Raw genomic sequence first — 23,727 nt, 5'->3', positions numbered from 1 at the left:
TGGGGATAGGAATTTCATGCCCCTGGCAAAGCACGTCCTCCATCGTCATTGCCCGGCTGGTCCGAGCAATCCATGGACGCCACATGCGCCAAGCCGGGTGATGACGATGGGGCAATGCCCTGCCCAAATCTGTGCAGCCGGCGGGAACGATTCCGCCCCCCTTTGGTTGATCTGCCACCTGCGTCAACCACAAGGGCTAACTCCCATGAACTCCATCATTTATCTCGTCGGCCTCGTCGTCATCGTCATGGCCATCCTGTCCTTCATCGGCCTCGCCTGATCCCATGGCCAGAGCAACACGCAAGACAGGAGAAGCCGCCATGAGTATCGATGCGCCTGCGGGCGTCGCCGTCGTCGAAACAGCAGCTACCAATCGCGACCAGTCCTCCTATGTCGATTGGCCCGCCATCATCGCCGGCATCGTGCTGGCCTCGGCCATCAGCCTGGTGCTGATCAGCTTCGGTTCGGCCGTCGGCCTCAACTTCCTCGATTTCGGCTACAACCAGTCCGCCACAGCCGCGCCGATCTTCGTCGGCATTGCTGCCGCCTCCTGGTTTCTCTGGGTGCAAATCTCGAGCTTCATGGCGGGCGGTTATCTCACCGGCCGCCTGCGCCGCCGCCATTTCGACGCCAATGAAGATGAAAGCGACCTGCGTGACGGCGCCCATGGCCTGCTGGTCTGGGCCGGTGCGGCCATTCTGGGCGCTGTGATCGCCGTCGGTGGTATCGGCGCTGCAGCCAATGCCGTTGGCTCGGCTGCCGCGACCGTCACCACCGCAGCCGCGACCACGGCCGAAGACGCCTTGGACCCCAATGCCTATTTCGTCGATACGCTGTTCCGCAGCACCCAGCCGGTGGATGCTGCCGTGGCGCGGGACGAAGCCGGTCGCATCTTCGCCCAGGCGGCGCTGGGCGACGGCACGGTGGCCGAGGAGGATCGCACCTATCTCGCCAATGTAGTCGCCGCCAATACCGGCCTGGCGCCGGAAGAGGCCCAGGCCCGCGTCGACCAGGTGATCGCCAATGTCGAAGCCGCCCGCCAGGACGCCATCGAAGCGGCGCGCATCGCCCGCAATACCGCGATCATTGGCGCGTTCCTGCTGGCGGCATCGCTACTGATCTCGGCCATCGGCGCTTACTGGGCGGCCCAGAAGGGCGGCAATCACCGCGACAGCAACACCGTCTTTGCTGACGTATTCCGTCGCTTCTAGTCAGGGAAAGGAAAACACCATGTTTCGTGCTCTCGGTCTCTGGCTGCTCGGCGTGCCGATCTGGCTGATCATCATCATCATTTTCTTCCTCAGGTAGGAAGATGGAGGCGGGGCGAAAGTCCCGCCTTTTCTTATTCTTCTCCCCGTCGGGGAGAAGGTGGCGCGCAGCGCCGGATGAGGGGGACTCGGTGGGTGAGAGAAATACCCCTCACCCGTCTCGACCTCCGGCCGATCCACCCTCTCCCCGACGGGGAGAGGAATAAGGTCAGTTGAACACGCGCCGGCATTTGAACTGGCCGAATTCCACCCAGCCCGTCGCCAGCACTTCGCCCCGGAAGCTCACCCAGCATTCGTCCAGCGATACCGGCGATCCTGCCCCGGTCAGCAGCACTGCATTGCCATGCCGCACCGCATTTGCCTGCTGCGCATCGAGACGGATTTCCGGCAGGCCGGCAAAGCCGGCCGCCACGGGCTTCAGCAACGCGTCGCGCTCTTCCAGCGAAAGCGCCTCGAGCCGGTCGATGGTCAGCGCATCCTGGTCGTGGAATGGTCCCACGGCGGCGCGATGCAGCACGCTCACATGGCCGCGCGTCCCCAGAGCCTCGGCAATATCGCGGGCCAGAGAGCGGACATAGGTGCCCTTGCCGCAGGTGACTTCGAGCACGGATTGCTCGCCGCCATGTTCGATCAGCTCGATTGCATCGACGTCGATCGCGCGCGGCGGCAAGTCCACCGCCTCGCCCGCCCGCGCCAGGTCATAGGCGCGCTCGCCATCCACCTTGAGCGCCGAATAGATCGGCGGGCGTTGCATTATGGTGCCGGTGAAAGCCGGCAGCACCGCTTCCAGCGCCGCCCGCTCCGGCCGTATATCCGAGGTGGAAACCACCTCGCCTTCGGCATCGTCGGTGGTGGTGGCGCTGCCCCATTTGATGGCGAAGCGGTAGATCTTGGTGCCGTCCTGCACCTGGGGCACCGCCTTGGTCGCCTCGCCCAAAGCGATCGGCAAGATGCCCGTCGCCAGCGGGTCGAGCGTGCCAGCATGGCCCGCCTTGGCGGCGCTGAACAGCCAGCGGACCTTGCCCACGGCTTGGGTGGACGTCATGTCATAAGGCTTATCGAGCACCACCCAACCGGAAATGGCGCGCTTGATGCGTTTGGGTTTGTCGTTCACTCGGCCTCGCCGTCATCGTCGAGGTCGCGCTGCACCTTGTCCGAGCGCAGCAGCGCATCGATGCGCCCGGCTTCCTCGAAGGTGTCGTCGACATAGAAGCGGATTTCGGGCGCATATTTCATGTTGATCTGCGGCGCCACGCGGCCGCGCACGAATTTGCGGTGCCGGTTGAGGGCCGCGACGATTTCCTCGGCATGCTGGCCGCCCAGCGGCATGACATAGGCATTGGCGATCTTGAGGTCGGGCGTCATGCGCACTTCGGGCACGGTGATGACCGAACCGCGCAGCGCATCGTCCTCGATTTCGCCCCGCGCGAACATGGCGGCCAGCGCGTGGCGCACCAGTTCGCCGACGCGCAGCATGCGCTGGCTGGGGCCGGTTGGTTTGTTGTCTTTGCTCATTGCGGGGAGATATGCCCTCGCCGCGCCGCCGTCAATCGGCCAGGGTCAGCGTGGTTCCGGCCTGCAGCGCACGGGCCCGCGCTTCGATCGCCTCGGGTGCGGCCGGCCAGTCCTCGGCCCTGGCTGGATCGAAGGCGGCGCCGCGCCATTGCTGGTGGACAATGGCAAGGCCCGCTTCCGATTTGCTCAGGCTGATCGCCATGATCTCGCCATGCCGGGTATCTGCCGTCTGCGCGCCGCAGACCAGCAATAGCGGCGCCAGCACGTCATCAGGATCGTCGCCCAACTGGATGAAGGCGACGAGGCCGGGCACGCAGGCGCGCCCGAAGCCATCGACAACCGCGTCGCGATAGCTGGCGGGCACGGCTTCGGCATCGCGCACCACATGGGCGCCATAGCGCGTGGTGGCCAGCGCATAGACCGCACCATTGCCGTAAAGCTCGAGATCGGCCTCGACATCGCCGGAGCGGAAGACCGCTTCGAAGGATGACAGCACGGCCTCGCCCTCGATGTTGGCGGCGACCCAGTCCGGCGCCGGCAGGTGGAGGCGCTGGCCCATTGTGGTCAGTACCAGCCCGCCATCCGCCGCCGCGAGTGGCGGTTCGCTACGGATTTGCGCCGCGACCGGCAGGGTCAGCAGCGCGAACAGCATCGGCAGGCCGGCAAGGCTGAGGATGTTGCGGGGCAATGGCATGGCGGGCTCCACCCGAAACCTGGACATGGGTCGCGGCACCTTCCCCCGATGGATGCCTGACGCCGCAGAACTATGCGGCGCGCCACGATCAGGCAAGGGGGCGGCCTGCACCGGGTCTACTACAGCAAGCATATGGGTATTTGCTGCAACACTCCCGCCCCGCGATCGCGTAGTCAGCCCTGGTCGCGCAGCTTGCTTCGACCGCCATGCACGCCTTCGGGCAGCACGCGATGCGGCGGCTGATGGCCGTCCATGAAGGCACGGATATTGACGATGACCGTCTCGCCCATCTCGATGCGGGCTTCCAGCGTCGCCGAGGCCATATGGGCCGTGAGAACCACCTTGTTGGCCTCGGCCAGCGCCAGCAGGCGCGGATCGATGCCGCGCTTGTTTTCGAAGACGTCGAGCGCCGCGCCGCTCAGATGCCCGCTTTCGATGGCATCCACCAGCGCCACCTCGTCCACCAGTTCGGGCCGGCTGACATTGACCACGAAGCTCCCCGGCTTCATGCGGGCAATGCGCTCGGCCGAGAGGATATGGAAGGTTTCGCGCGTATGCGGGGTGTGGAGCGAGACGATGTCCACCGCCTCCACCATGGCGTCGAGATCGTGCCAATAGGTGGCTTCGAGCGGGGTCTCGACCCCCGGCGGCCGCCGGTTGCGCGAGAAGTAATGGATGTTGAGCCCGAAGGCCTTGGCCCGCTGCGCCACCGCGGTTCCGATGCGGCCCATGCCGACAATGCCCAGCGCCTTGCCGCGCAGCCGATGGCCCAGCATCGAAGTGGGCGACCAGCCGGCCCAGACCCCGTCGCGCACCAGCATCTGCGTGCCTTCCACCAGCCGCCGTGGCAAAGCCAGCATCAGCACCATGGCCATGTCGGCCGTATCCTCGGTGAGGACGGAGGGCGTATTGGTGACCGTCAGCCCCGCCGCCCAGGCCGCCTCGATATCGATATTGTCCACGCCATTGCCGAACTGGGCGATGAGCCGCACGCTCTTGGGCAGGCGGGCGATAAGCGCGGCATCGATCCGGTCGGTAATCGAGGAGACCAGCACATCCTGCCCCTCGAGCCCGGCAATGATGTCGTCGCCGGTCAGGTTGACGTCGCCCTCGTTGACATGGGTCTCGAACAGCGTCGCCATGCGCGCCTCGATGGTCTCGGGCAGGCGCCGGGTCACGAGAATGTGCGGTTTATGGCTGGTCATATAGTCCCGGATCGGGGGTGGGCGACATGTGGAAACCCCACCCTTTAGCGCCCATTAAGGATCATTGGCTAGTGATAGGGCAATTCCATTTGTTCTGCAAAGTCATGTTTGACAAGACCAGCAGCGGCGCCTTTGGCCGCATCTTCGAGGCTCTTTGCCGCCGCCTGCTCTGGGCGGCGCTGGCACTGGCGCTGCTGGTGCCGCCGGCTTTGGCGCAAGCCGGCAATCCCAGCGGCCTGCCCTTGCCGCGCTTTGCCAGCACCCGCTCCGAACCGATCAATGTACGGGTCGGTCCCGGTCAGAAATACGATATCGCCTGGACCTACCTCCAGTCGGGCATTCCGGTGGAAATCGTCCAGGAATTCGATACCTGGCGCAAGGTTCGCGATGTCGATGGCGACGAAGGCTGGATCCATCAGAACCTGCTGGCAGGCACGCGCGCCGGCTATGTGACCCCGCTGATTGCCAATGGCGAAATCGCCCTGCGCGCCAGCCAGTCGGACGAATCCGGCACCCGCGCCCGGCTCGGGGCCGGGCTCAAGGTGACCATATCGGAATGCGATGGCACCTGGTGCCAGGTCAGCGCCACCGGCCAGCCCGGCAGCGTCTATTCCGGCTATCTGCGCCAGGAAGAGCTCTGGGGCGTCTACCCCGACGAAGTGTTCGACTAGTTGGCAACCCACCCGAAAATGCTAACACACTGTTAGCATCGACACGCCCGATGTGTGACTAAAGCTCGGCCAGTGCATTGGCGGTCTGGCGCGCCAGGCGAATCCCGTTGTCCTGCTTGGGGCAGGTGGCGCAGTAGCGATCAGGATCGATGCGATAATCGAGGCAGCACCCCTTGCGCCTGACGATGAGCAGCCGGTGGCCCTCGGCCTCGACCGGCTCCAGGTCGCCCTGCCCGGTCAGCCCCAGGGCGTCCAGCCATTGCGCCGAATAGGTCGCGATCGCCTCCGGCGGCAGGTCGCGGCGGCGCTGGCCCAGCCAGACCATCAGGCTCAGCATGCGGTCGGCGAACAGGCGACGCGCCGGCAGGGGCTTGAGCCGGACCAGCAGATTGACCTCGCCGAGCATGGTCGCTGCCATGGGCTTGAGCTGGGCCGCCGCCTTTTCGATCAGCATCTCGGCCGAGCCGGTCTGCTGCGCGCCGGGAACCAGTCTATAGCCATCGACATAGATGCCGCGCCTTTGCTGGCTGAGGCCGGTGAGATCGGGCATGGCGCCATGGATATGGGCGGCGATGACGGCAAGATAGGCGGGCTGCCAGATGAGGTTGGTCCAGAGCCGCACGGCATAGAAGGCCGGGCCGGCCGAGGGATAGGTGGTGGCGAGCGCGGCATGCAACTCGGCCAGCATGACCTGGTTGTCGGCGCCGGGCCGATACCAGCCCGGCCGTGCCGCGCCGGGCTCGCCCTTCATGAAGCCGGTGACCTGCGCCGCTGTCGCGATCAGCCGCGTCGTGGCGGCATCGGCGGAATCTTGCGCGAAAAGGAAGGAGCGGGCCATGGCGGGGTTCTACCCCCGCGCCGCGCGCGAGGAAAGGCCGCCGGATGGCTCCGGCGGCGGGGTTGCATCAGACCTTGAGGATCTTGAAGCGATAGAGCAGGCCGCCCAGGGCGCCGCCGGCCAGGGGTGCGACGATGAACAGCCAGAGCTGGGCCAGGGCATCCCCGCCCACCAGGATGGCCGGGCCGAAGCTGCGCGCCGGATTGACCGAAACGCCGGTGACCTGGATGCCGACGAGATGAATGGCCACCAGCGTCAGGCCAATGGCGAGGCCGGCGAAATGCGGCGCGGCGCGTTCGCCGGTCGAACCCAGGATGACCACGACGAAAATGGCGGTGAACACCACTTCGAAGATCAGCGCCGACAGCATGGAATATTCCCCGAGATAGCCCGGACCCCAGCCATTCTGCCCCAGGCTGGCATTGCTGCCGACAATGGCCCACAGGATCAGTGCACCGGCCAGCGCCCCGGCGAACTGGGCCACCCAATGCTGGATCATGCTCATCAGTTCGAGCCGCCCATCGATATAGAGCGCCAGGCTCACCGCCGGGTTGATGTGGCAGCCCGAAATCGGGCCGATGGCATAGGCCATGGCCACGATGGCCAGGCCAAAGGCAAAGGCGATGCCGACCTGCCCGATGGCGTCGCCACCCAGAACGGCTGCCCCGCAGCCGATCAGCACCAGCACGGCCGTACCGATGAATTCCGCAATCAGTTTGTTCATGACGCTTGGTCTCTCCAGAAAGACTTCCCATGCCGGCGCCGAATCACGGCCCGACTTGCTTAGCCTTCCTGCGACATCCCGCCGCAGACAAGCGGCGAGCGTCCTGTCAGCACAGGATTTTCAGCCGGCGGCGCGCGCCGCGGCAATCGTGGCGCGCACGGCATCCACATCGGTCAGGGTGATCTCGTATTCCCGCTCGATGGCGGTGCCGCCCATGCCGACATGCGGATTGCGGAACACCATGCCGCTCTTGATGGTGTGGAGCGCCGCGAAGTGCATTTCATCGACGCCGGTCGCCTGGCGTATCCCGGCGATATTGCCGGCGTCGAGTGCGCCGCAGGCCATGATGACGATGCGGCCGTCAGCGATGGTCCGGGTATCCTTGAGGATATCGATGCCTTCCACGGCGGTATCGCGCTGGCCGCTGGTCAGCACCCGGTCGACGCCGCAGCGCACCAGCGCCTCGATGGCTTCGCGATAGTCCGCCGTCATGTCGAAGGCGCGGTGGCAGGTGACCTTGAGCGGCCGCGCGGCCTCGACCAGCGCCGCGGTGCGGGCCTCGTCGATCCGGCCATCCGGCGTCAGGCAGCCGATGACCACGCCGGCCACGCCGAGCGCCTTCATCGCCTTGACATCATCGATCATGGTGGCGAATTCGAGCTCGGAATAGAGGAAGTCGCCGCCGCGCGGGCGGATGATGACGTGGAAGGGAATGGTGGCGACGCGCAAAGCCTCGCGCACCACGCCCAGGCTCGGCGTCAATCCGCCTTCGAGCAGGCTGGCGCAGAGTTCCACCCGGTCGGCCCCCGCCGTCTGCGCCGCCACCAGGCCATCGATGCCCTCGACACAAATCTCGATCTTGAACGGGTGCTTGCTCATGAGTGGTCTCCAATTGGTACGGTATTGGTAGTGTGACAGGGCAATGGCGGCAAGGGGCATGATAGCGGCACAACCACCGGACCCACCCTCCCCCTTGAGGGGAGGGAAGCGAGATAGGGCTTGGCGTCAGCTAAGTCCGTGATCGAGCAGGGTGGGGGTGTTAAGGGCTCCGCGAACTCAGCGTATACGACACCCCCACCCCAGCTCTGCTACGGCCCTGCGGGCCTAGCGTCGCTACCCTCCCCTCAAGGGGGAGGGTGGGAGCGAGCCCGGTCTCCTCCGTCATCTCCTCATCCGCTCTCCGCACTAACCCGCACCGATCCGCTCACGTCCCGTGAGCCAGTCCCGCGCATGCTGGGTCCGGAGGATTTGCCATGCGCATCATTGCTGCCTGTATCCGCGACCGACGCGGCACATCGGCCGTCGAATTCGCCATATTGACGCCGGTCTTCCTGCTGCTGCTGACCGGCATGCTGGCCTATGGCATCTATTTCAGCGCCGCCCATTCGCTGCAGCAACTGGCGGCCGACGCAGCCCGCACGGCCATTGCCGGGCTCGACGAAACCGAACGCAATGTGCTGGTGGCCGATTTTCTCGCGCAGAATGCCGACAGCTATGCGCTGATCGACGCCAACAGGCTCAGCGTCAGCATCGGCGACAAGCCCGGCGATCCCGACCATTACCGGGTGGTCCTCTCCTATGACGCCGGCAACCTGCCGATCTGGAACCTTGCCTTGCCGCTGCCGCTGCCCAGCCAGCAGATCGCCTATAGCTCCACCATCCGCCGGGGCGGCATATGAGCCTGTGGCAGCGTTTCCGGGCCGATACGCGCGCCAATATGGCGGTGCTCTTCGCCATGGGCTTTGCCGTTTCCGCCGTGGTCTCGGCCGTTGCGGTGGATGCCGCCTCGCTCTATCACGAGCGCCGCATGATCCAGAACGGGGTGGACCTGGCGGCCCTGTCGGCGGCCAGCGACCCCGCCGCCGCGACGACATTGGCGCGCGACGTGCTGGTCGAGGCCGGATTGCTGCCGGTGGATTCCAGCGCCGGCCTGGTCGTGGTCGCCGGCCACTACAATCCCGATCCCGCCATTGCCCCTGCCGATCGCTTCACGCCGGGACTGGCGCCGCTCAATGCCGTGGCGGTGCGCTTCGGGCGGCCGGGGGCGCTGCATTTCGCCCGCGGCTGGACCGAGCCGCCCACCCTGGGCGCCACGGCCATCGCCTCGGTCACGCCGCAGGTTTCGTTCTCGCTCGGCTCGCGCCTTGCCAGCCTCGATGGCGGCATTGCCAATGCGGTGCTCAACGGCCTGCTCGGCACCAGCGTCGCCCTGACGGTCCTCGACTATCAGAACCTGCTGGGCGCCCAGGTCGATGCCTTCGCTTTCCTCGATGCGCTGGCTACCCGGCTCGGCGTCACCGTCGGCACCTATGACGAGCTGCTGGCGCTCGAGGCCGATCACGGCGCGCTGGCGGGTGCCCTGGCCGACCTGCTGACCGGCGTCGAGCGCACCGCCATGCTCAAGCTGGCCGGCTCGGCCGGCCATAATGGTGCCGTGCCGCTGGGCAAACTGTTCGATCTCGGCGCCCTCGGGGCGCTGGCCATAGGGGCGGGCACGGGGCAAGGAGTCTTTACCGCCATTTCGGCGCTGGACCTGCTGACGGCCAGCGCCGCGCTCGGCGACGGCAACCGCCAGATATCGCTGGCGCTGACCGCCGGCATCCCCGGCCTGATCGGGATCACCGCCAGCCTTGCAGTGGGCGAGCCGCCACAGGGCGGCGCCTGGTTCGCCATTGGCGGCATGGGCACCGTGGTTCGCACCAGCCAGCTTCGCCTGCGCCTTGTCGCCGAAATGGCCGGCAGCGGCGCGCTGGCCGGCGCCCCGATCCGGTTGCCCATCTATCTCGAACTGGCCGAGGCCGAGGCCGTTGTCGGCGCCGCGGCCTGCCCCACCGCTGCGGCCCCGTCGGGCAGCGCCACCATTCTCACCCGGCCCGGCATATTGCGATTGATGATCGGCGAGGTCGATGCCGCCAGCTTCGGCAATTTCAACACCACGCCCGTTATCGGCCCGGCGCCGCTGGTCGAAGTCAGGCTGCTCGGCATCACCGTCTTGCGGGTGCTGGCCTCCTCATTGGTCGAAGTCGCCCAGACCACGCCGATCCCGCTTGGCTTTTCCGCGAGCGATATCGCCGCCGGCGCCGTCAAGACCGCCACGACCACGACCATGGTGAGTTCGCTGACCGGCTCGCTGCTGGGCAACCTGGTGCTGAACGTACCCATACTCGGCCTGGGGCTGAATCTGACCAGCCTCACCAGCCTGCTCAAGACCATCCTCATGCCGCTGACCCCGACGCTCGACCTCGCCCTGGCCCGGCTGCTCGAAGCAGTGGGCCTGTCGCTGGGCGAAGCCGATGTCACCGTGTATGGCGTTCGTTGCACCCATCCGGTGCTGGTCGGCTAACAGTCTCCTAGCGGGTCAGGACCGATACCGATTTGAGCTGGCTGCCGACGCGGTCGCCCGCCCGGACCAGCGTCCGGGTCGCCGGTTGCGCCAGCATGGGCATGGCCAGCGTCACCTGGCTTGTCGCCGTGGCCACGGCCACGCCATCGGTGGTGCAGACCAGATGCAGCAGGCGCGGCCCCTCGGGATCGAACATGGCGAGTTCGGTGACGACGACAAGTTTGCCGAAGGGCCGCAGCGGCTTGCGCCCCGTTGCCGAGATGAAATCCATAGTCGGGCTGGTGGGCAGCAGCGACGAATGGCCAGCGCCGACCAGCCAGGCTTCGCCGCAAAGCGCGACCAGCTGCTGCCAGAATGCCTCGGTGGGCCGCCCGTCCCGATGCAGTTCCCCCGGCATCGGCCGCAGGGTGACGATGGTGGTGTCGCTGGCCGGTAGCCAGGCGCTGAAGGCCCCCAGCAGCCGCAGCCGCATGCGCCGCATAAATCCGATCATGGTCCCATCCCCCCTTGGCCAATCAGGCCCTGGGGCCGGACCATAGGCGCGCGTGGTCAGCGGCGGCATACCATGAAAGGGGTATGCGGCAGTCGGTCCGGCTGACTATAGTTCGGCTGAACGACGCTCTGGGGGACGCGGGAGGCATGACGGACGCACGGCGCGCGACTGAACCGTTGCGGATCGTTCTGGTCGAGGATGACGAGCCGATCCGCCGCCGGCTGGCCGCGATCATCACCGGCTGGCCGGGCGCCACGCTGGTCGCCGATTGCGCCACGCTGGCCGAGGCGGTGGCGGCGATAGAGGCGCAGAGCTTCGACCTGCTGGTCACCGACCTCAAGCTGCCCGACGGCAATGGCATCGAGGCGATACGGCTGGTGGGTAAGCTGCGCCCGCAGGCCGAATCCATGGTGATATCGGTGCTCACCGACGAACGCTCGGTGCTCGACGCCATCGAGGCGGGGGCGGCGGGCTATTTGCTCAAGGATGCCGATTCGCTTGATCTCATCGACGCCATCACCGACCTGATGGCCGGGCGCTCGCCCATTTCCTCGCGCATCGCCCGCGTGCTGGTGCGGCGACTGTCCGAGCGCGGCGAAATGGCCGCGCCGGTCGAGGACAGGCCGAGCCTGACACCGCGCGAAATGGACATTCTGTGGGGCGTCGCCAAGGGCTTCACCTATGGCGAGCTGGCCGAGCGGCTGGGCATGTCGCGCCAGACCGTGCCGGTGCATATCCGCAATATCTACCGCAAGCTGCAAGCCTCCAACCGCAGCGAGGCGGTGTTCGAGGCGGCGCGGCTGGGGCTGATCCGCCTGTGAGGCCGGCCGGACTGGCATGGCCGGCGGCGTTCCTGTTGCTGCTGACGCTGCTGCTGGCCACCATGCCGGCCTGGCTGCACCTGCCTTTGCCGGCGGGCGGGCTGAGGATCGATCAGGCGGCATTGGTGCTCGATGACGGTCCGGTACAGGCGGTGACCCTGCCCGATACCGTGCGGACAGTGGCGCCGGGGCGCTCGGTCGCCCGCTATGCGCTGGCTTTCGAGTTGCCATCGGCCCCCGATCGGCCGCAGACGCTGTATGTCCCGGCGGTGCGGCATCAGCTCTCGGTCACGGTGAACGGCCGGGCGGTGCAGATGCCGCCCGATTCGCCCTGGCAGCAACCGTCCCAGGGTGCGACGGCTCTCCTGCGCGTGCCGCCCGATTTCCTGCATGCCGGGCAGAACCGCATGGTGCTGACCCTGCTGCGCAACGACGCCTCCATCCCGTTCTACCTGAGCCCGGTCTATCTCGAATCCGGCGCCGGGCTGGGCCGTTCGCCCTGGCTGACGCTGGCCATGGCCGGGCAGGGGCGCATCGCCGCCTTCGTGCTGCATCTGGTGGTGCTGCTGGGCCTGTTGACGCTGTGGAGCGCGCGCCGGCACGATCCGCTATTCCGCTGGCTGGCGCTGATCGGCAGCACGACCCTGCTGGCCACCCTGCTCGATCTCGGCCATGTGCTGGACGGGCTCGACGCGCTGGCCCCGGCCCAGCATGTGCTGATGTGCGCCTTCGGCCTCATGGCGCTCGGCGTGGCTTTTGCGGTAGCCGAACGGCCGGTGCCGCGCTGGCTGATGCCGGCCATCTGCGTGCTGCCGCTGCTGCTGCTCGGCCTGGGGCTGCTGCTGGCGCCGAACCCGCTGCTGGTCACCGGCATCAGCGCCATGATCGCCATTGGCGGCCATGTGGTGGCGAGCGTGCTGCTGGCGGCCAATTTCGTCCGCACCCGGCGCTGGGACCAGGGCCTGCTCGCCGTGCCCTTCTTTCTCGTCGCCTGGATCGGCCTGGGCGACCTGCTGGTGGTGACCGGCCTGCGCGAAGCGCCGTTCCTGCTGACCAACTACGTGCGCCCGCTGACCCTGCTGACCATCGTCGTGGTGCTGATGCGGCGGCTGGCCAACAGCCTCAACAGCCTCGACCTGGCCAACGATGTGCTGCGCCACAAGCTGTCGGAACAGGAGCGGCAATTGTCGGCCCTGCATGAGCGCGAACGCCGCCGCGCCGCCGAGGCGGTACGCGAGGAGGAGCGGCAGCGGCTGACGCGGGATCTGCATGACGGATTGAGCGGGCATCTGGTCTCCATCATCGCTCTCAGCGAGCGCGGCGCCGATGCACCCACCATCGAGCGCTCGGCCCGCGCGGCGCTCGATGACCTGCGGCTGGTGATCAATTCGCTCGATATCGGCGAGGAGGATTTGCCGCTGGCTCTGGCCGGCTTTCGCGAGCGGCTGGAGCCGCAACTGCGCCGGCTCGGCGTGGGCCTCGACTGGTCGATGGAGAAACTGCCCGAAATCGGCGGCGTGACGCCGGGCAATGCGCTGTCGGTTTTGCGCATCATGCAGGAGGCGGTGACCAATGCGCTCAAGCATGGCCCGGCCCGCCATATCCGCATCGAGGGGCGCGCGGGCAGCGACGGCGCGGCGGTGATCGCCGTGGTCAATGACGGCGTCGCCGGCGAGCCCGCCCGGCCCGGCCACGGCCTCAGCAACATGCACCGCCGCGCCAGCGCCATTGGCGGCGCTGCCAGCTTCGAACGCCTGGAAGGCGGGGCATTGCTGCGGCTGACCCTGCCGCAAAGGCTGCTCGACGCTTGACCGCCGGCTCTTTCGCTCCCTCCCCCTTGTGGGGAGGGTAGCGCCGCTCGGCCCGCGGGGCCGTAGCAGAGCTGAGGTGGGGGTGTCGGCGGTCTGTCGCCCATCGAATTTGCGGACAGCTCGACACCCCCACCCTCACTCCCTCCCCACAAGGGGGAGGGAGTCCGGCCGGTGCTTTTGGCAGAGCCGCGATCCTGACACCTCTTGACTCATCGTTTTAGTGTGCTACAAGACTATCACACTACATAGGCACCACACATGGATGACTTTCACACCAGCCAGCCGATCTTCGTGCAGATCCGGCAGCGGCTTGCCGAGATGATCCTGCGCGGATCGGTCGGGGAGGGCGAGGCACTGCCCTCGGTCCGCCAGATCGCCGCCGATCTTTCGGTCAATCCGCTCACGGTCACCAGGGCTTTCGAGGCTTTGGTCGATGTCGGCGTGGTCGAAAAACGCAGAGGACTGGGGATGTTCGTAAAAACCGGAGCGCGGGCCGAGTTGCTCGCTCATGAACGCGACAAGTTTCTGAAAGAGGACTGGCCGCGCATCGCCGCCCAGATCAAGGCGCTCGATCTCGATCTCCAGACCCTGCTGTCCGGTTCCACTGCCACCAAAGGTGCGGAAAAATGACTGACCTTTCCACCGCTTCCCTCGATATCGAGCCTATCGTTTCCGCCCGCGGCCTGCGCAAGAGCTTCGGCCGCAAGGAAATCCTGCATGGGCTCGATTTCGACATTCCCCCCGGCCGCATCTATGGCCTGATCGGCCATAACGGCGCGGGCAAGACCACGACGCTCAACGCCATGCTGGGCCTGACCAATTGCGAAGGCACTATCCGGGTGCTGGGGGAAGACCCCTTCGCCCGGCGCGCCAAGCTGATGGAGAATGTCGCCTTCATCTCCGACGTGGCCAGCCTGCCGCGGTTCCTGCGGGTGCGCGAGCTGTTCGCCTTGCTCACCAACATCCATCCCAATTTTTCGCAGGACAAGGCGCGCAGCTTCCTCGAAGGCACCGACATCAAGCCCGAGATGAAAATCAAGCACCTCAGTAAGGGCATGATCGCCCAGTTGCACCTGGCGGTGGTGATGGCCATCGACGCGAAGCTCCTGGTGCTGGACGAACCGACGCTCGGCCTCGACATCACCTATCGCAAGCGCTTCTACCGGCGGCTGCTGGAAGACTACATGACCGAGGAGCGCACCCTGCTCATCACCACCCACCAGGTGGACGAGATCGAGTTCATGCTCTCCGACATCATGTTCATCCGCGATGGCGAACTGATCCTGCACATGCAGATGGAAACCGTGAACGACAAGTTCACCCAGCTGGTGGTCAACGATGCCGACGGCCAGGCCGCCGCTCGCGCCCATCATCCGGTCTATGAGGAAACCCGCTTCGGCCAGACGGTGATGATCTTCGACGGCGTCGATCGCGACCTGCTCGAACCCCTGGGCAAGCTCTCGACCCCGACCCTTTCCGACCTGTTCGTCGCCCTGATGCAGCGGCCGACCGCCAACCCGGAGAGTGCCCGATGAAGGCTTTCACCGCTCTGGTCCACCGCGAGCTGATCGAGCATCGCGGGGCGTTCCTCATCGGCCCGCTGCTGCTGGTGGCGGTGCTGTTCGGCGCCACCATCCTGGCCTTCACGGTCGGGCGGGTCGATGCGCGTTTCTCCGGCGCCATGCTCACGGTCGCGCCCCTGCGCATCTATGAAATGGGCTTTCTCGGCTTCGGCGTCGGCTGGTCCTTCTACCTGATGGCGACCTTGTTCTTCTACGCGGCCGACGGCTTTGCCGCCGACAAGCGCAACAATGCCATGCTGTTCTGGAAGTCCATGCCGGTCGGCGATTTCAGGATGCTGCTCTCCAAGCTGGTGGCGGCCCTCACCATCCTGCCGGGCACGGTCTATGCCGTGGCTTTGCTCAGTGGGTTGCTGCTCTATGGCGTGGCCTATGTCACCATGCTGATCAACGGCACCGGCACGGTTGCTGCCCTGGGCGGCATCGCCATGGTCTATGTTCAGGTGGCGCTGGCCATCCTGGTCAGCTTCGCGGTCGGGCTCATCTGGTATCTGCCCTATTTGGCGCTGGTGGGGGGCCTGGCCACGGCCATCGGCCGCTGGGCTATCCCGGTATCGCTGGTGCTGCCGGCCATCGTCGCCACGCTAGAATGGGTGACGCTTGGCGGGCTGCACCCCTTCACTACCCGCACCTGGGACTATCTCAGCTACCGCTCCAGTTTCCCGCTGATCGAGGATGGCTATATCGACGCCTGGTTCGCCGGCACCGCGCCGTTCAACGGCCTGCTCTATGCCACCGACCTGCTGAACCGGGTCGACTGGACCCAGGTCGGTATCGGCGTGGTTTTCTCGCTGGTGCTGATGTATCTGGGGAGTGAATATCGGCGGCGGAGCAATGATAATTGAGGGCTCCGCAACAACCAGACCCACCCTCCCCCTTGAGGGGAGGGAAGCGAGATAGGACTTAGCTTCAGCTAAGTCCGTTGAATCGAGCAGGGAGGGGGTGTCGAGCTATCCGCGAACGCAATGCTTGCGGCCAGCGCCGACACCCCCTCCCTAGCTCCGCTAGGGCCTATCGGCCCAGCTTCGCTACCCTCCCCTCAAGGGGGAGGGTGGGGTCAGTGGACTGGACATCCCGGCCTTCCCCCGGTCATATCCGCTCATGACCGAAGCCGCCCGATTCCCCGACGTGATGCTGCTGGCCGCGGGCCTCGGTACACGGCTGCGGCCGATCACCGAGAACCTGCCCAAGCCGCTGGTGCCGGTAGCGGGCATTCCCCTCATCGAGCGCATCATGGCCAATGCGCGGGCAGAGGGGGCGAAACGCTTCGTCGCCAATGCCCATTACCGCGCCGACCAGATTCTCGCCCATTTCGGCGGGTTGCTGAAGGTCAGCCGCGAGGATGACTTGCTGGGCACGGGCGGCGGGGTGAAGCGGGCTTTGCCCATGCTGCATTCCGACCCCATCCTGGTGATGAATACCGACGCCTTCTGGCCGCCGGGCAGCGATGCGCCGCTGGCGCGGATGCTCGCCCGCTATGGCGGTCCCCACGATATCGTGCTGCTTTGCGTGCATCCGCGCAACGCCACCGGCTTTGCCCGCAGCCATGATTTCTGCCTGTCGCCGCAGGGCGAAGTCACCCGCGACTATGGCGCGCCAGTGATCTATGCCGGGGTGGCCCTGCTCGGCAAAAGCCTGTTCGAGGGCACGCCCGATGGCGCCTTCCCGCTCACCGATCTGTTCGAGGCGGCGCTGGAGCGCGAGACGCTCTTCGGCGTGGTGCTCGATGCGCCCTGGTTCCATGTCGGCGATGCGGCGGCCCTGGCCGAAACCGAACGGCTGCTGGCGCCATGACGCTTTATTCCATCGCCCCCCATGCCAGGTTCCTTGCCACCCTCGCCGACAAGGTGATGGATGGCACAGTGCTGGCCGGCTGGGATCGCAGCCAGCCGCTCTGGCTCAGCGACGTCACCATCGTCGTGCCCACCCGGCGCGCCCGGCTGGCTCTGGCCGACGCCTTTGCCGGCCACAAGGACAATCGCGGCCTGCTGCCCGATATCCGCACCTTCGGCGGCGAAGTGGAGGACGAAGAGCCGTTCCTGCCGCCCTTCGACGTTACTCCGCCTCTGCCGGCGGCGAGCCCGCTTGAACGCCGGCTGGTGCTGTCGCGGCTGGTGGCGGCCTGGGCCGATACGCCACAGGGCCGCCGGGCCTTTTCCAGCCCGCCCACTGCCGCCGAAATTCTCTCCATGTCCGAATCGCTCGGGCTGCTGATCGATGACCTGCTGACCGAGGAACGCAAAGCCGCCGATATCCGCGCCATCGTGCCCAAGCTGGCGGGCGATCTCGGCGCCTATTGGCAGCAGACGCTGGCTTTCCTCGATATCGCGCTGACCTATTGGCCCGAGCGTCTGCGTGACAAGGCGCATGAGGACGGCGCCCGCCTGCGCGGCCAGCGGCTCGACCGGCAGGCGCAGGCCGCGCCCCTGCTCTGGGGCGACCGGCCCGTCATCGCCGCCGGTTCGACCGGCTCCATTCCCGCCACCGCCCGCTTGCTCAAGGCCATCAATGCCTTGCCGCGCGGCGCCGTCGTGCTGCCGGGACTCGATACGACCATGAGCGCCGCCGACCAGGCCGACCTGCTGGACGGCGAGCATAATCCGCAAGGCCATCCGCAATATCAGTTGGCACGATTGCTGGCCGAGCTAGGCAGTCCGGCGACCGCCGTGGTGGAACTGGCCGACATGCCCAGTCCGCGCACCACCATGGTCAACCGCGCCATGGCCCTGGCCAAGGACACGACGCGCTGGCCCGCGCAAAAGGCGCATGCCATGCCCATCGAGGATGGCATGGCCACGGTCGGGGTCTCGATCATCGCCGCCCGCAACGAGGATGAGGAGGCCCGCGCCGTGGCGCTCGCCGCGCGGGAGGCGCTGGAAAACCGGCAGAGTGTAGGCATCGTCACGCCCGACCGCAACCTGGCGCGCCGCATCGCCGCCGAACTCCGGCGCTTCGATATCGCGGTCGACGATGCCGCCGGCACCCCGCTGTTCCAGTCTGCGGCGGGAAGGCTGCTGCGCCAGATCGTGTGCCTTGCCGATAGCGGCTGCTCCCCGGTGGACCTTATCGCCCTGCTGCGCAACCGGGCTGCCCTGTTCGGCCTGCCGCGCCACGAGGTCTCCCGGCTGGCCGACAATATCGAATTGGGCCTGCTGCGCGGTCAGCGGTCGCCGCCGGGCCTGGCAGGATTGCGGGCCTTGCTCGATGCCAATATTGCCAAGGTCACCAAGTATCCAGCCAAGCGGCTCCACGAACATCATCGCCAGCCCATCGAGGCGCTGCTCGACCGGATCGAGGCGGCGCTGGCGCCCCTGCTGGCGCTCATGGCCCAGCCCAGCATCACTGCCGGCGCCTTTGCCGAGGCGCTGTTCCGCAGTTTCGAATTGACCGCCGATGGCGCCGACAGTCCGGGCCGGGAAGAACTGGCCGCGTGGGCGGCACAGATGGCGGCGCAGACCGATGCCGGCCACCCCTTCGCGCCGCGCGGACTCGATCGCGTATTGCAGGCGCTGATGGTGGGCTTCCAGGTGCGAACCCGCGAGACCCGGCGGCAGGATATTGCGATCTGGGGGCAGCTCGAAGCACGCCTGCAAAACCCGGATCTCTTGATCATGGCCGCCCTCAACGAGGACAAATGGCCCGAAACCGCCGATCCGGGGCCCTGGCTCAGCCGTGGCATGCGGCTGGCGGCCGGGCTCGAACCGCCCGAGCGGCGGCAGGGACAGGCCGCGCACGATTTCGTCCAGGGCATGGGCAATGAGCGCGTCATCCTCGCCTATGCCCATCGTGTCGGCACCAGCCCGTCGCTGCCCTCGCGGCTGCTGCAGCGGCTGGAAGCCTTTGCCGGCGCCGGACTGGCGGGTGACTGGCGGCAACGCGGCGCGCCATGGCTGGATCTGGCCGGTCGTCTCGACGCTGTTGCCGGCATGGCCAGCGCCCCGCGACCGGCACCCAATCCGCCAGCCGATGTGCGGCCGCGCAAACTTTCGGTGACCGAGATCGAGACGCTGATGCGCTCGCCCTACGATATCTATGCCAAGCACGTATTGCGCCTTCGGCCGATCGATGCCCTGGGCGCGTCCGCCGATGCGCGCGACCGGGGCAATGCCGTCCACGACATCTTCTCCGATTTCATCCTGGCGGGTCACGCCGTCACCGATCCCGGCGCCCTCGACATAATCAAGGCGATCGCGCTGGAGAAGTTCGCCGGCTTCGAGGCCATTGCCGAGCGCCGCGACATCTGGGTCCGGCGCTTCACCGCAGCGGCGCAGCAGTTCCTGGCGTTCGAGCGCGCGCGCGACGAGCGGGTGAAGCAACGTCATGCCGAAATAGATGGCCGCTGGGACCTGCCCATCGGCTTCGCGCTGACCGGCCGGGCCGACCGGGTCGACGAACTAAACAACGGCGATCTGGAAATCATCGACTTCAAGACCGGCTCGGTTCCGACCCCCGGCACCATGCGGGCTTTCGAGGCGCCACAAATGCTGCTCGAAGTGGCCATGGCCAAGCATGGCGGCTTGGCCCCGGTGCCCCCGAGCGATACCGCGGCTTTGCATTACATCAAGATCGGCCTAGGCCCCGATGCCTTCATCGACAGGGGGTTCGGCCTCGAAGACGGCTACACCATCATGGGCGCGGCCGACGAAATCGTGCGGCGCATGCAGCGCCATGTCGAATTGTTCCTGTTCCGGCAGACGCCGATGCCGCCCCGGCTGCTGCCGGTCAAGCAGCAGCGCTTTCCCGGCGCCTATGATCACCTGATGCGCATGGCGGAGTGGACGGCGGTCGACGAGGATGACGAGGATATCATCCAATGGTGGTGACAAATCGCGGCACCATGGCCGTCCCGCCCGAAACGCGCCGGAACCAGGCGCTGGCCTCTCATCCGCATTGGTCCATCTGGGTCGAGGCCAATGCCGGCTCGGGCAAGACCTATGTTCTCACCCGCCGCGTGCTGCGCCTGCTGCTGAGCGGGGTGCGGCCGCAGGCCATATTGTGCCTCACCTATACCAAGGCGGCGGCCGCCGAAATGCGCAGCCGGGTGGCCGACAGGCTCGCCGAGTGGGCCACTATGGACGAGGCCGCGCTGGTCAAGGAACTGCGCGAGATCGAAGGCAAGGATTTTGTGCCCGGCATGGTCGAACGGGCCCGCACCCTGTTCGCAAGGGCGCTCGAAACGCCCGGCGGGCTGAAAATCCTCACCATCCACGCCTTTTGCGAAAGCGTGCTGCATCGCTTTCCGCTCGAGGCCGGCGTGCCTTTCGATTTTTCGGTGATCGAGGACGTCGAGCGCAAGCAGATGGTGCTGGCGGTCCGCGAGGCTGTGCTGGCCGATGGCCTGCGCGGCATTGGGCCGGCCGACGCCGTCGAAACGCTCTTCGCGCTGCTGAGCGATTTCCAGATTGCCCAGGCCATCGAGCTGGCACTGATGGATGGCCGCAAGCTGCGTGCGGTTCTCGCCGATCTGCCCGCGGCCAAGGCCAGGTTGCGTGACATCGCCGACGTGTCCTTCCCGCGCGCGACGGGTGCTATCGAAGCCGAAATCGTCGATGGTCGCCTGCTCGATGGCAATGACTGCCGCCGGCTGCTGGCGATTGCCAACGATGCGCTGCTCAAGAAGATGCAGGGCGTCGATCCCGATCATCCCCGCCCGGCCGACTGGAAAGGGATTTTCCTGACCAGTGACGACGAATTGCCGAAGAATTTTCCGGCCAAGGCCGTGTGGACGGCCGATGCGGCGCTGGCACAGGCCGTGGCTGATGAAGCGGAACGCCTCGTCGGCCTGCTCGCCGAGTTGCGCAGCGCCCAGCTGATCGAGCGCAGCGAGGCCCTGCTCGATGTCGTGGCCGCCATCGCCCTGCGCTACGAAGCCCGCAAGCGCGCCCGTTCGCTGCTCGATTTTGACGATCTGGTGGAGCGGCTGGGCAATCTGTTCGGCGACAGCGCCCTCGGCCCCTGGGTTCAGTACAAGCTCGATACCGCCATCGACCATGTTCTTGTCGATGAGAGCCAGGACACCAATCCCGAGCAATGGCGCGTGGTGCGCTCGATCGCCGAGGAATTCTTCGCCGGCGCGTCGGGCGCCGATCGCCGCCGCTCGCTGTTTGCGGTGGGCGACCAGAAGCAGTCGATCTATTCGTTCCAGGGGGCCGAGCCGACCCTGTTTGCCGAGACCGGCAGCGATTTCAGCGTCCGGGCCCGGCAGCATGCCCTGCCGTTCGAAAAGCTGCCGCTGCATACCAGCTTCCGCACGCTGCCCGAAATTCTCAAGGCCGTCGACCTGGTCAGCGACCAGCCCGATATCCAGGCGGCCCTGCTCTCGGACGAAAAGGTGCATCACGATACGGCGCGCCAGTCCACGGGCGGGCTGGTCACGCTCTGGCCGCCAATCCAGCAGCTTGCCGGCGCCAGCGATGCCGCCGACTGGCCGGTCGAACCGCAGGGCGGCGAGCGCACCGCGCCCCGCCAGGTGGCCGAGCGTATTGCCGGCGAGATCGCCGGATGGATTGCAGGCAAGCGGCCGCTGACCAATCGGGGCGTTGCGGTCAAGCCGCAGGATATCCTGATCCTGGTGCAGTCGCGCGGCGCCCTGTTCCAGGAAATCATCCGCGCGCTGCGCAAGCGCAACCTGCCTACGCCCGGCGCCGACCGGCTCGAAGTCAGCACCCATATCGCCGTGCTCGACCTGCTGGCGCTGTGCGATGTGCTGCTCAATCCGGGCGACGACCTGCAATTGGCCGCTTTGCTGCGGTCGCCGCTATTCGATGTCGACGAGGACGCGCTCTACGCCCTGGCCCAGCAGCGCGAGCCGGATACCTCGCTGTGGCGGGCTATGAAAACCTGCAATCAGCCCGGTTGCCGTCGCGCCTATGAGCAGCTGGCCGCCTGGCGGGGCGAACTCGATTTCGAGCGGCCCTTCGAGTTTCTCACCGCAGTCCTCTATGCCGGCGATGGCCTGCGCCGCTTCCACGGCCGGCTGGGCGACGAGGTGGACGAGGTGTTTGCCGAACTGCTCGAGCTGGCGCTCAAGCACGAGCAGGGCGCCCAACCCTCGCTGCAGGGTTTTGTTGCCGAGCTGCGGCAGGCCGAAATCTCGATCAAGCGGGATCTCGACGAGGCCGGCGGCGGCGTTCGGGTCATGACCGTGCATGGTGCCAAGGGGCTGGAGGCGCCGGTGGTCATCCTGGCCGACGCCGCCAGCAAGCCGCAGGGCAATCAGGTCAACCGCCCCGTCTATGTGCTGGACAAGGCGCCCGGCCCGCTGCTCATGCATGCCTCGGGCAGCCGGCAGCATGTGACCGGCAGCAAGGCGGCGCGCGACGCCATCGAGGCCGGCCTGGCCAAGGAATATTGGCGCAAGCTCTATGTCGCGATGACGCGGGCCGAGGACGAGCTCTATATCACCGGCGCGCTGACGCCCAAGGGCAAGACCGACGGCACCTGGTATCAGGCCATCGAAGCGGCTTTGCGCCCCCATGCGGAAAGCAAGGTCGATGACCAGGGCCGCGAAATTGCGCTGATCTATCCGCGCGACCGGGTAATGCCCCAGCCCGTGACCAGCATGGCCCCTGCCGCGCCGCCCGCCCGCGCGCCGGTCCGCCTCGATCCGGTGCCGGCGCCCGTCACCGCCCCGGTGATATCCCCGTCGCGCGTCGGTGCCCATGTTGCGCCGATCCTGGCGCTCGACAGCCTTGCCGAACAGGTTCGTGACGCCGACGCGGCGCGCCAGGAGGGCATCGCGTTGCATGCCCTGCTGCAGCATCTGGGGCGGCTCGACCCCGACCTCTGGGCTGAAATCGTGCCGCGGGCATTGTCGGCTTTGCTGCCCGACGCGCCCGCCAGCCATGCCGCGCTCGGCGCCAAGGCCGTCGCCATCCTGACCCGTCCCGAACTCCGCTTCCTCTTCGGGCCCGGCAGCCGCGCCGAAGTGCCGTTTCTCGTCGAGGCAAGGCGCGACGGCGAGGATATCCGCCTCGCCGGGCGCATCGACCGGCTTGTCATTGACGACTCGGGGGTAACGGTGGTGGATTACAAGTCCGACGCATCGGTGCCTGGGGGGCCGGGCGATGTGCCGGGGAACTATCTTACCCAGCTCGGATTATATGCGTTGGTTGCAGGTCAGCTTTTCCCCGGACGAGATGTACGTGCGGCAATACTGTGGACACGACTGGAATCATTGATGTTTCTGCCATCGGACCAACTGGCGGCAGGGGCACGGGGCTTCACCATGCGGTGAGTGTGCTTGCCCCCAGGCTGGACTCTACCCAGCTTTAGGCGCACAGAGACCGCCGCTTTAACCCAGAAGGCAATAAACCCATGACTACTCACGTTTCCGACGCCAATTTCGGCGAGGAAGTCCTTAACTCCAAAGAGCCCGTCCTCGTGGATTTCTGGGCCGAGTGGTGCGGGCCCTGCCGGGCGATCGCCCCCGTGCTCGATGAGCTCTCGACCGAGCTGGCCGGCAAGGTCAAGATCGTCAAGCTCAATGTCGACGACAATCCGGGCATTGCCAGCCAGTATGGCGTCCGCTCCATCCCGACCATGATCCTGTTCAAGGGCGGTGAAGCCGCCGACATGAAGATCGGCGCCGGCACCCCCAAGGCGGGCCTGACCAAGTGGCTCGAAGGCCACGCCGCCTGATCACCGGGCCTGAAGAATAGGAAAGCACCGCTGGGGCAGCCCGGCGGTGTTTTTGTTTGGGGGTGGGCACGGCGCGTTTCCCACTCACCGTACCGTCCTCGGGCTCGACCCGAGGACCATTGGC

At 66.7% G+C, this 23,727-nt stretch carries 22 protein-coding genes; 14 read left to right on the top strand and 8 right to left on the bottom strand.

Annotation, left to right across the window (positions count from 1 at the left end):
- Positions 1–16 precede the first annotated feature (16 nt).
- A complete protein-coding gene (locus ASD80_RS07060; RefSeq protein ID WP_156460366.1) occupies positions 17–280 on the top strand; it encodes a hypothetical protein in 264 nt (87 codons plus the stop codon).
- A gap of 40 nt (positions 281–320) precedes the next feature.
- Positions 321–1,211, top strand: a complete 891-nt coding sequence (locus ASD80_RS07055) for a hypothetical protein (RefSeq protein ID WP_056230754.1) — start codon at positions 321–323, stop codon at positions 1,209–1,211.
- Positions 1,212–1,476: 265 nt separating this feature from the next.
- On the opposite strand, the gene truB is transcribed toward ASD80_RS07055, so the two are convergent.
- From truB to ASD80_RS07035, 4 genes are all read right to left on the bottom strand, one after another.
- On the bottom strand, positions 1,477–2,382 hold the full coding sequence (gene truB, locus ASD80_RS07050) for a tRNA pseudouridine(55) synthase TruB (protein WP_056230752.1): 906 nt from the start codon (positions 2,380–2,382) through the stop codon (positions 1,477–1,479).
- A complete protein-coding gene (gene rbfA, locus ASD80_RS07045; protein ID WP_056230751.1) occupies positions 2,379–2,783 on the bottom strand; it encodes a 30S ribosome-binding factor RbfA in 405 nt (134 codons plus the stop codon). Before rbfA ends, truB begins: the two co-directional genes overlap by 4 nt.
- A gap of 31 nt (positions 2,784–2,814) precedes the next feature.
- Positions 2,815–3,477: a hypothetical protein gene (locus tag ASD80_RS07040; RefSeq protein ID WP_056230749.1), complete on the bottom strand. Its 663-nt coding sequence runs from the start codon at positions 3,475–3,477 to the stop codon at positions 2,815–2,817.
- 173 nt (positions 3,478–3,650) lie between these two features.
- Complete coding sequence (locus tag ASD80_RS07035) at positions 3,651–4,682, bottom strand: 2-hydroxyacid dehydrogenase (protein WP_056230747.1); 1,032 nt, start codon at positions 4,680–4,682, stop codon at positions 3,651–3,653.
- 104 nt (positions 4,683–4,786) lie between these two features.
- Here ASD80_RS07035 and ASD80_RS07030 point away from each other — a divergent pair, with 104 nt between their 5' ends.
- Positions 4,787–5,353 carry an SH3 domain-containing protein gene (locus ASD80_RS07030; RefSeq protein ID WP_056230746.1) on the top strand — a complete coding sequence of 189 codons (567 nt, stop codon included), beginning with the start codon at positions 4,787–4,789 and terminating at the stop codon, positions 5,351–5,353.
- Between the two features lie 58 nt (positions 5,354–5,411).
- Here ASD80_RS07030 and ASD80_RS07025 read toward each other — a convergent pair whose 3' ends face one another.
- The 3 genes from ASD80_RS07025 to ASD80_RS07015 all read right to left on the bottom strand — a co-directional run bounded on the left by ASD80_RS07025 (position 5,412) and on the right by ASD80_RS07015 (position 7,794).
- Positions 5,412–6,191: a siderophore ferric iron reductase gene (locus ASD80_RS07025; RefSeq protein ID WP_056230744.1), complete on the bottom strand. Its 780-nt coding sequence runs from the start codon at positions 6,189–6,191 to the stop codon at positions 5,412–5,414.
- 67 nt (positions 6,192–6,258) lie between these two features.
- On the bottom strand, positions 6,259–6,915 hold the full coding sequence (locus ASD80_RS07020) for an aquaporin (protein WP_056230742.1): 657 nt from the start codon (positions 6,913–6,915) through the stop codon (positions 6,259–6,261).
- Positions 6,916–7,035: 120 nt separating this feature from the next.
- Complete coding sequence (locus ASD80_RS07015; protein WP_056230741.1) at positions 7,036–7,794, bottom strand: copper homeostasis protein CutC; 759 nt, start codon at positions 7,792–7,794, stop codon at positions 7,036–7,038.
- A 374-nt stretch (positions 7,795–8,168) separates the two neighbouring features.
- Here ASD80_RS07015 and ASD80_RS07010 point away from each other — a divergent pair, with 374 nt between their 5' ends.
- Both ASD80_RS07010 and ASD80_RS07005 read left to right on the top strand, forming a co-directional pair.
- Positions 8,169–8,594, top strand: coding sequence for a TadE/TadG family type IV pilus assembly protein (locus ASD80_RS07010; protein WP_056230739.1), 426 nt, complete (start codon positions 8,169–8,171; stop codon positions 8,592–8,594).
- Positions 8,591–10,258, top strand: a complete 1,668-nt coding sequence (locus ASD80_RS07005; RefSeq protein ID WP_056230737.1) for a TadG family pilus assembly protein — start codon at positions 8,591–8,593, stop codon at positions 10,256–10,258. Before ASD80_RS07010 ends, ASD80_RS07005 begins: the two co-directional genes overlap by 4 nt.
- Before the next feature lie 7 nt (positions 10,259–10,265).
- On the opposite strand, the gene ASD80_RS07000 is transcribed toward ASD80_RS07005, so the two are convergent.
- Complete coding sequence (locus ASD80_RS07000) at positions 10,266–10,751, bottom strand: hypothetical protein (RefSeq protein ID WP_056230736.1); 486 nt, start codon at positions 10,749–10,751, stop codon at positions 10,266–10,268.
- Between the two features lie 146 nt (positions 10,752–10,897).
- On the opposite strand from ASD80_RS07000, the gene ASD80_RS06995 reads away from it, so the two are divergent.
- From ASD80_RS06995 to trxA, 9 genes are all read left to right on the top strand, one after another.
- Entirely contained in the window at positions 10,898–11,572 is a 675-nt protein-coding gene (locus ASD80_RS06995) for a response regulator (RefSeq protein ID WP_056230734.1), read from the top strand.
- 35 nt (positions 11,573–11,607) lie between these two features.
- Positions 11,608–13,383: a sensor histidine kinase gene (locus ASD80_RS06990; protein WP_162247330.1), complete on the top strand. Its 1,776-nt coding sequence runs from the start codon at positions 11,608–11,610 to the stop codon at positions 13,381–13,383.
- Between the two features lie 258 nt (positions 13,384–13,641).
- Entirely contained in the window at positions 13,642–14,013 is a 372-nt protein-coding gene (locus ASD80_RS06985; protein ID WP_056230732.1) for a GntR family transcriptional regulator, read from the top strand.
- Positions 14,010–14,918: an ABC transporter ATP-binding protein gene (locus ASD80_RS06980; RefSeq protein ID WP_056230730.1), complete on the top strand. Its 909-nt coding sequence runs from the start codon at positions 14,010–14,012 to the stop codon at positions 14,916–14,918. The genes ASD80_RS06985 and ASD80_RS06980 overlap by 4 nt, the downstream gene beginning before the upstream one ends.
- Entirely contained in the window at positions 14,915–15,808 is an 894-nt protein-coding gene (locus tag ASD80_RS06975; protein WP_056230728.1) for a hypothetical protein, read from the top strand. Before ASD80_RS06980 ends, ASD80_RS06975 begins: the two co-directional genes overlap by 4 nt.
- A gap of 256 nt (positions 15,809–16,064) precedes the next feature.
- Positions 16,065–16,757, top strand: a complete 693-nt coding sequence (locus ASD80_RS06970; RefSeq protein ID WP_056230726.1) for a nucleotidyltransferase family protein — start codon at positions 16,065–16,067, stop codon at positions 16,755–16,757.
- Positions 16,754–19,786 (top strand): double-strand break repair protein AddB, encoded by a 3,033-nt coding sequence (gene addB / locus ASD80_RS06965; RefSeq protein WP_056230725.1) that lies wholly within the window; start codon positions 16,754–16,756, stop codon positions 19,784–19,786. Before ASD80_RS06970 ends, addB begins: the two co-directional genes overlap by 4 nt.
- Entirely contained in the window at positions 19,777–23,199 is a 3,423-nt protein-coding gene (gene addA / locus ASD80_RS06960) for a double-strand break repair helicase AddA (protein ID WP_056230722.1), read from the top strand. Before addB ends, addA begins: the two co-directional genes overlap by 10 nt.
- Before the next feature lie 80 nt (positions 23,200–23,279).
- Positions 23,280–23,603 carry a thioredoxin gene (gene trxA, locus ASD80_RS06955; RefSeq protein WP_056230721.1) on the top strand — a complete coding sequence of 108 codons (324 nt, stop codon included), beginning with the start codon at positions 23,280–23,282 and terminating at the stop codon, positions 23,601–23,603.
- Positions 23,604–23,727: the final 124 nt, after the last annotated feature.

It is taken from the genome of Devosia sp. Root635 (assembly GCF_001427605.1).
Classification (GTDB): domain Bacteria; phylum Pseudomonadota; class Alphaproteobacteria; order Rhizobiales; family Devosiaceae; genus Devosia.
Note: the sequence above shows the minus strand (reverse complement) of the source record. Positions and strands in the feature narration are given on the sequence as shown.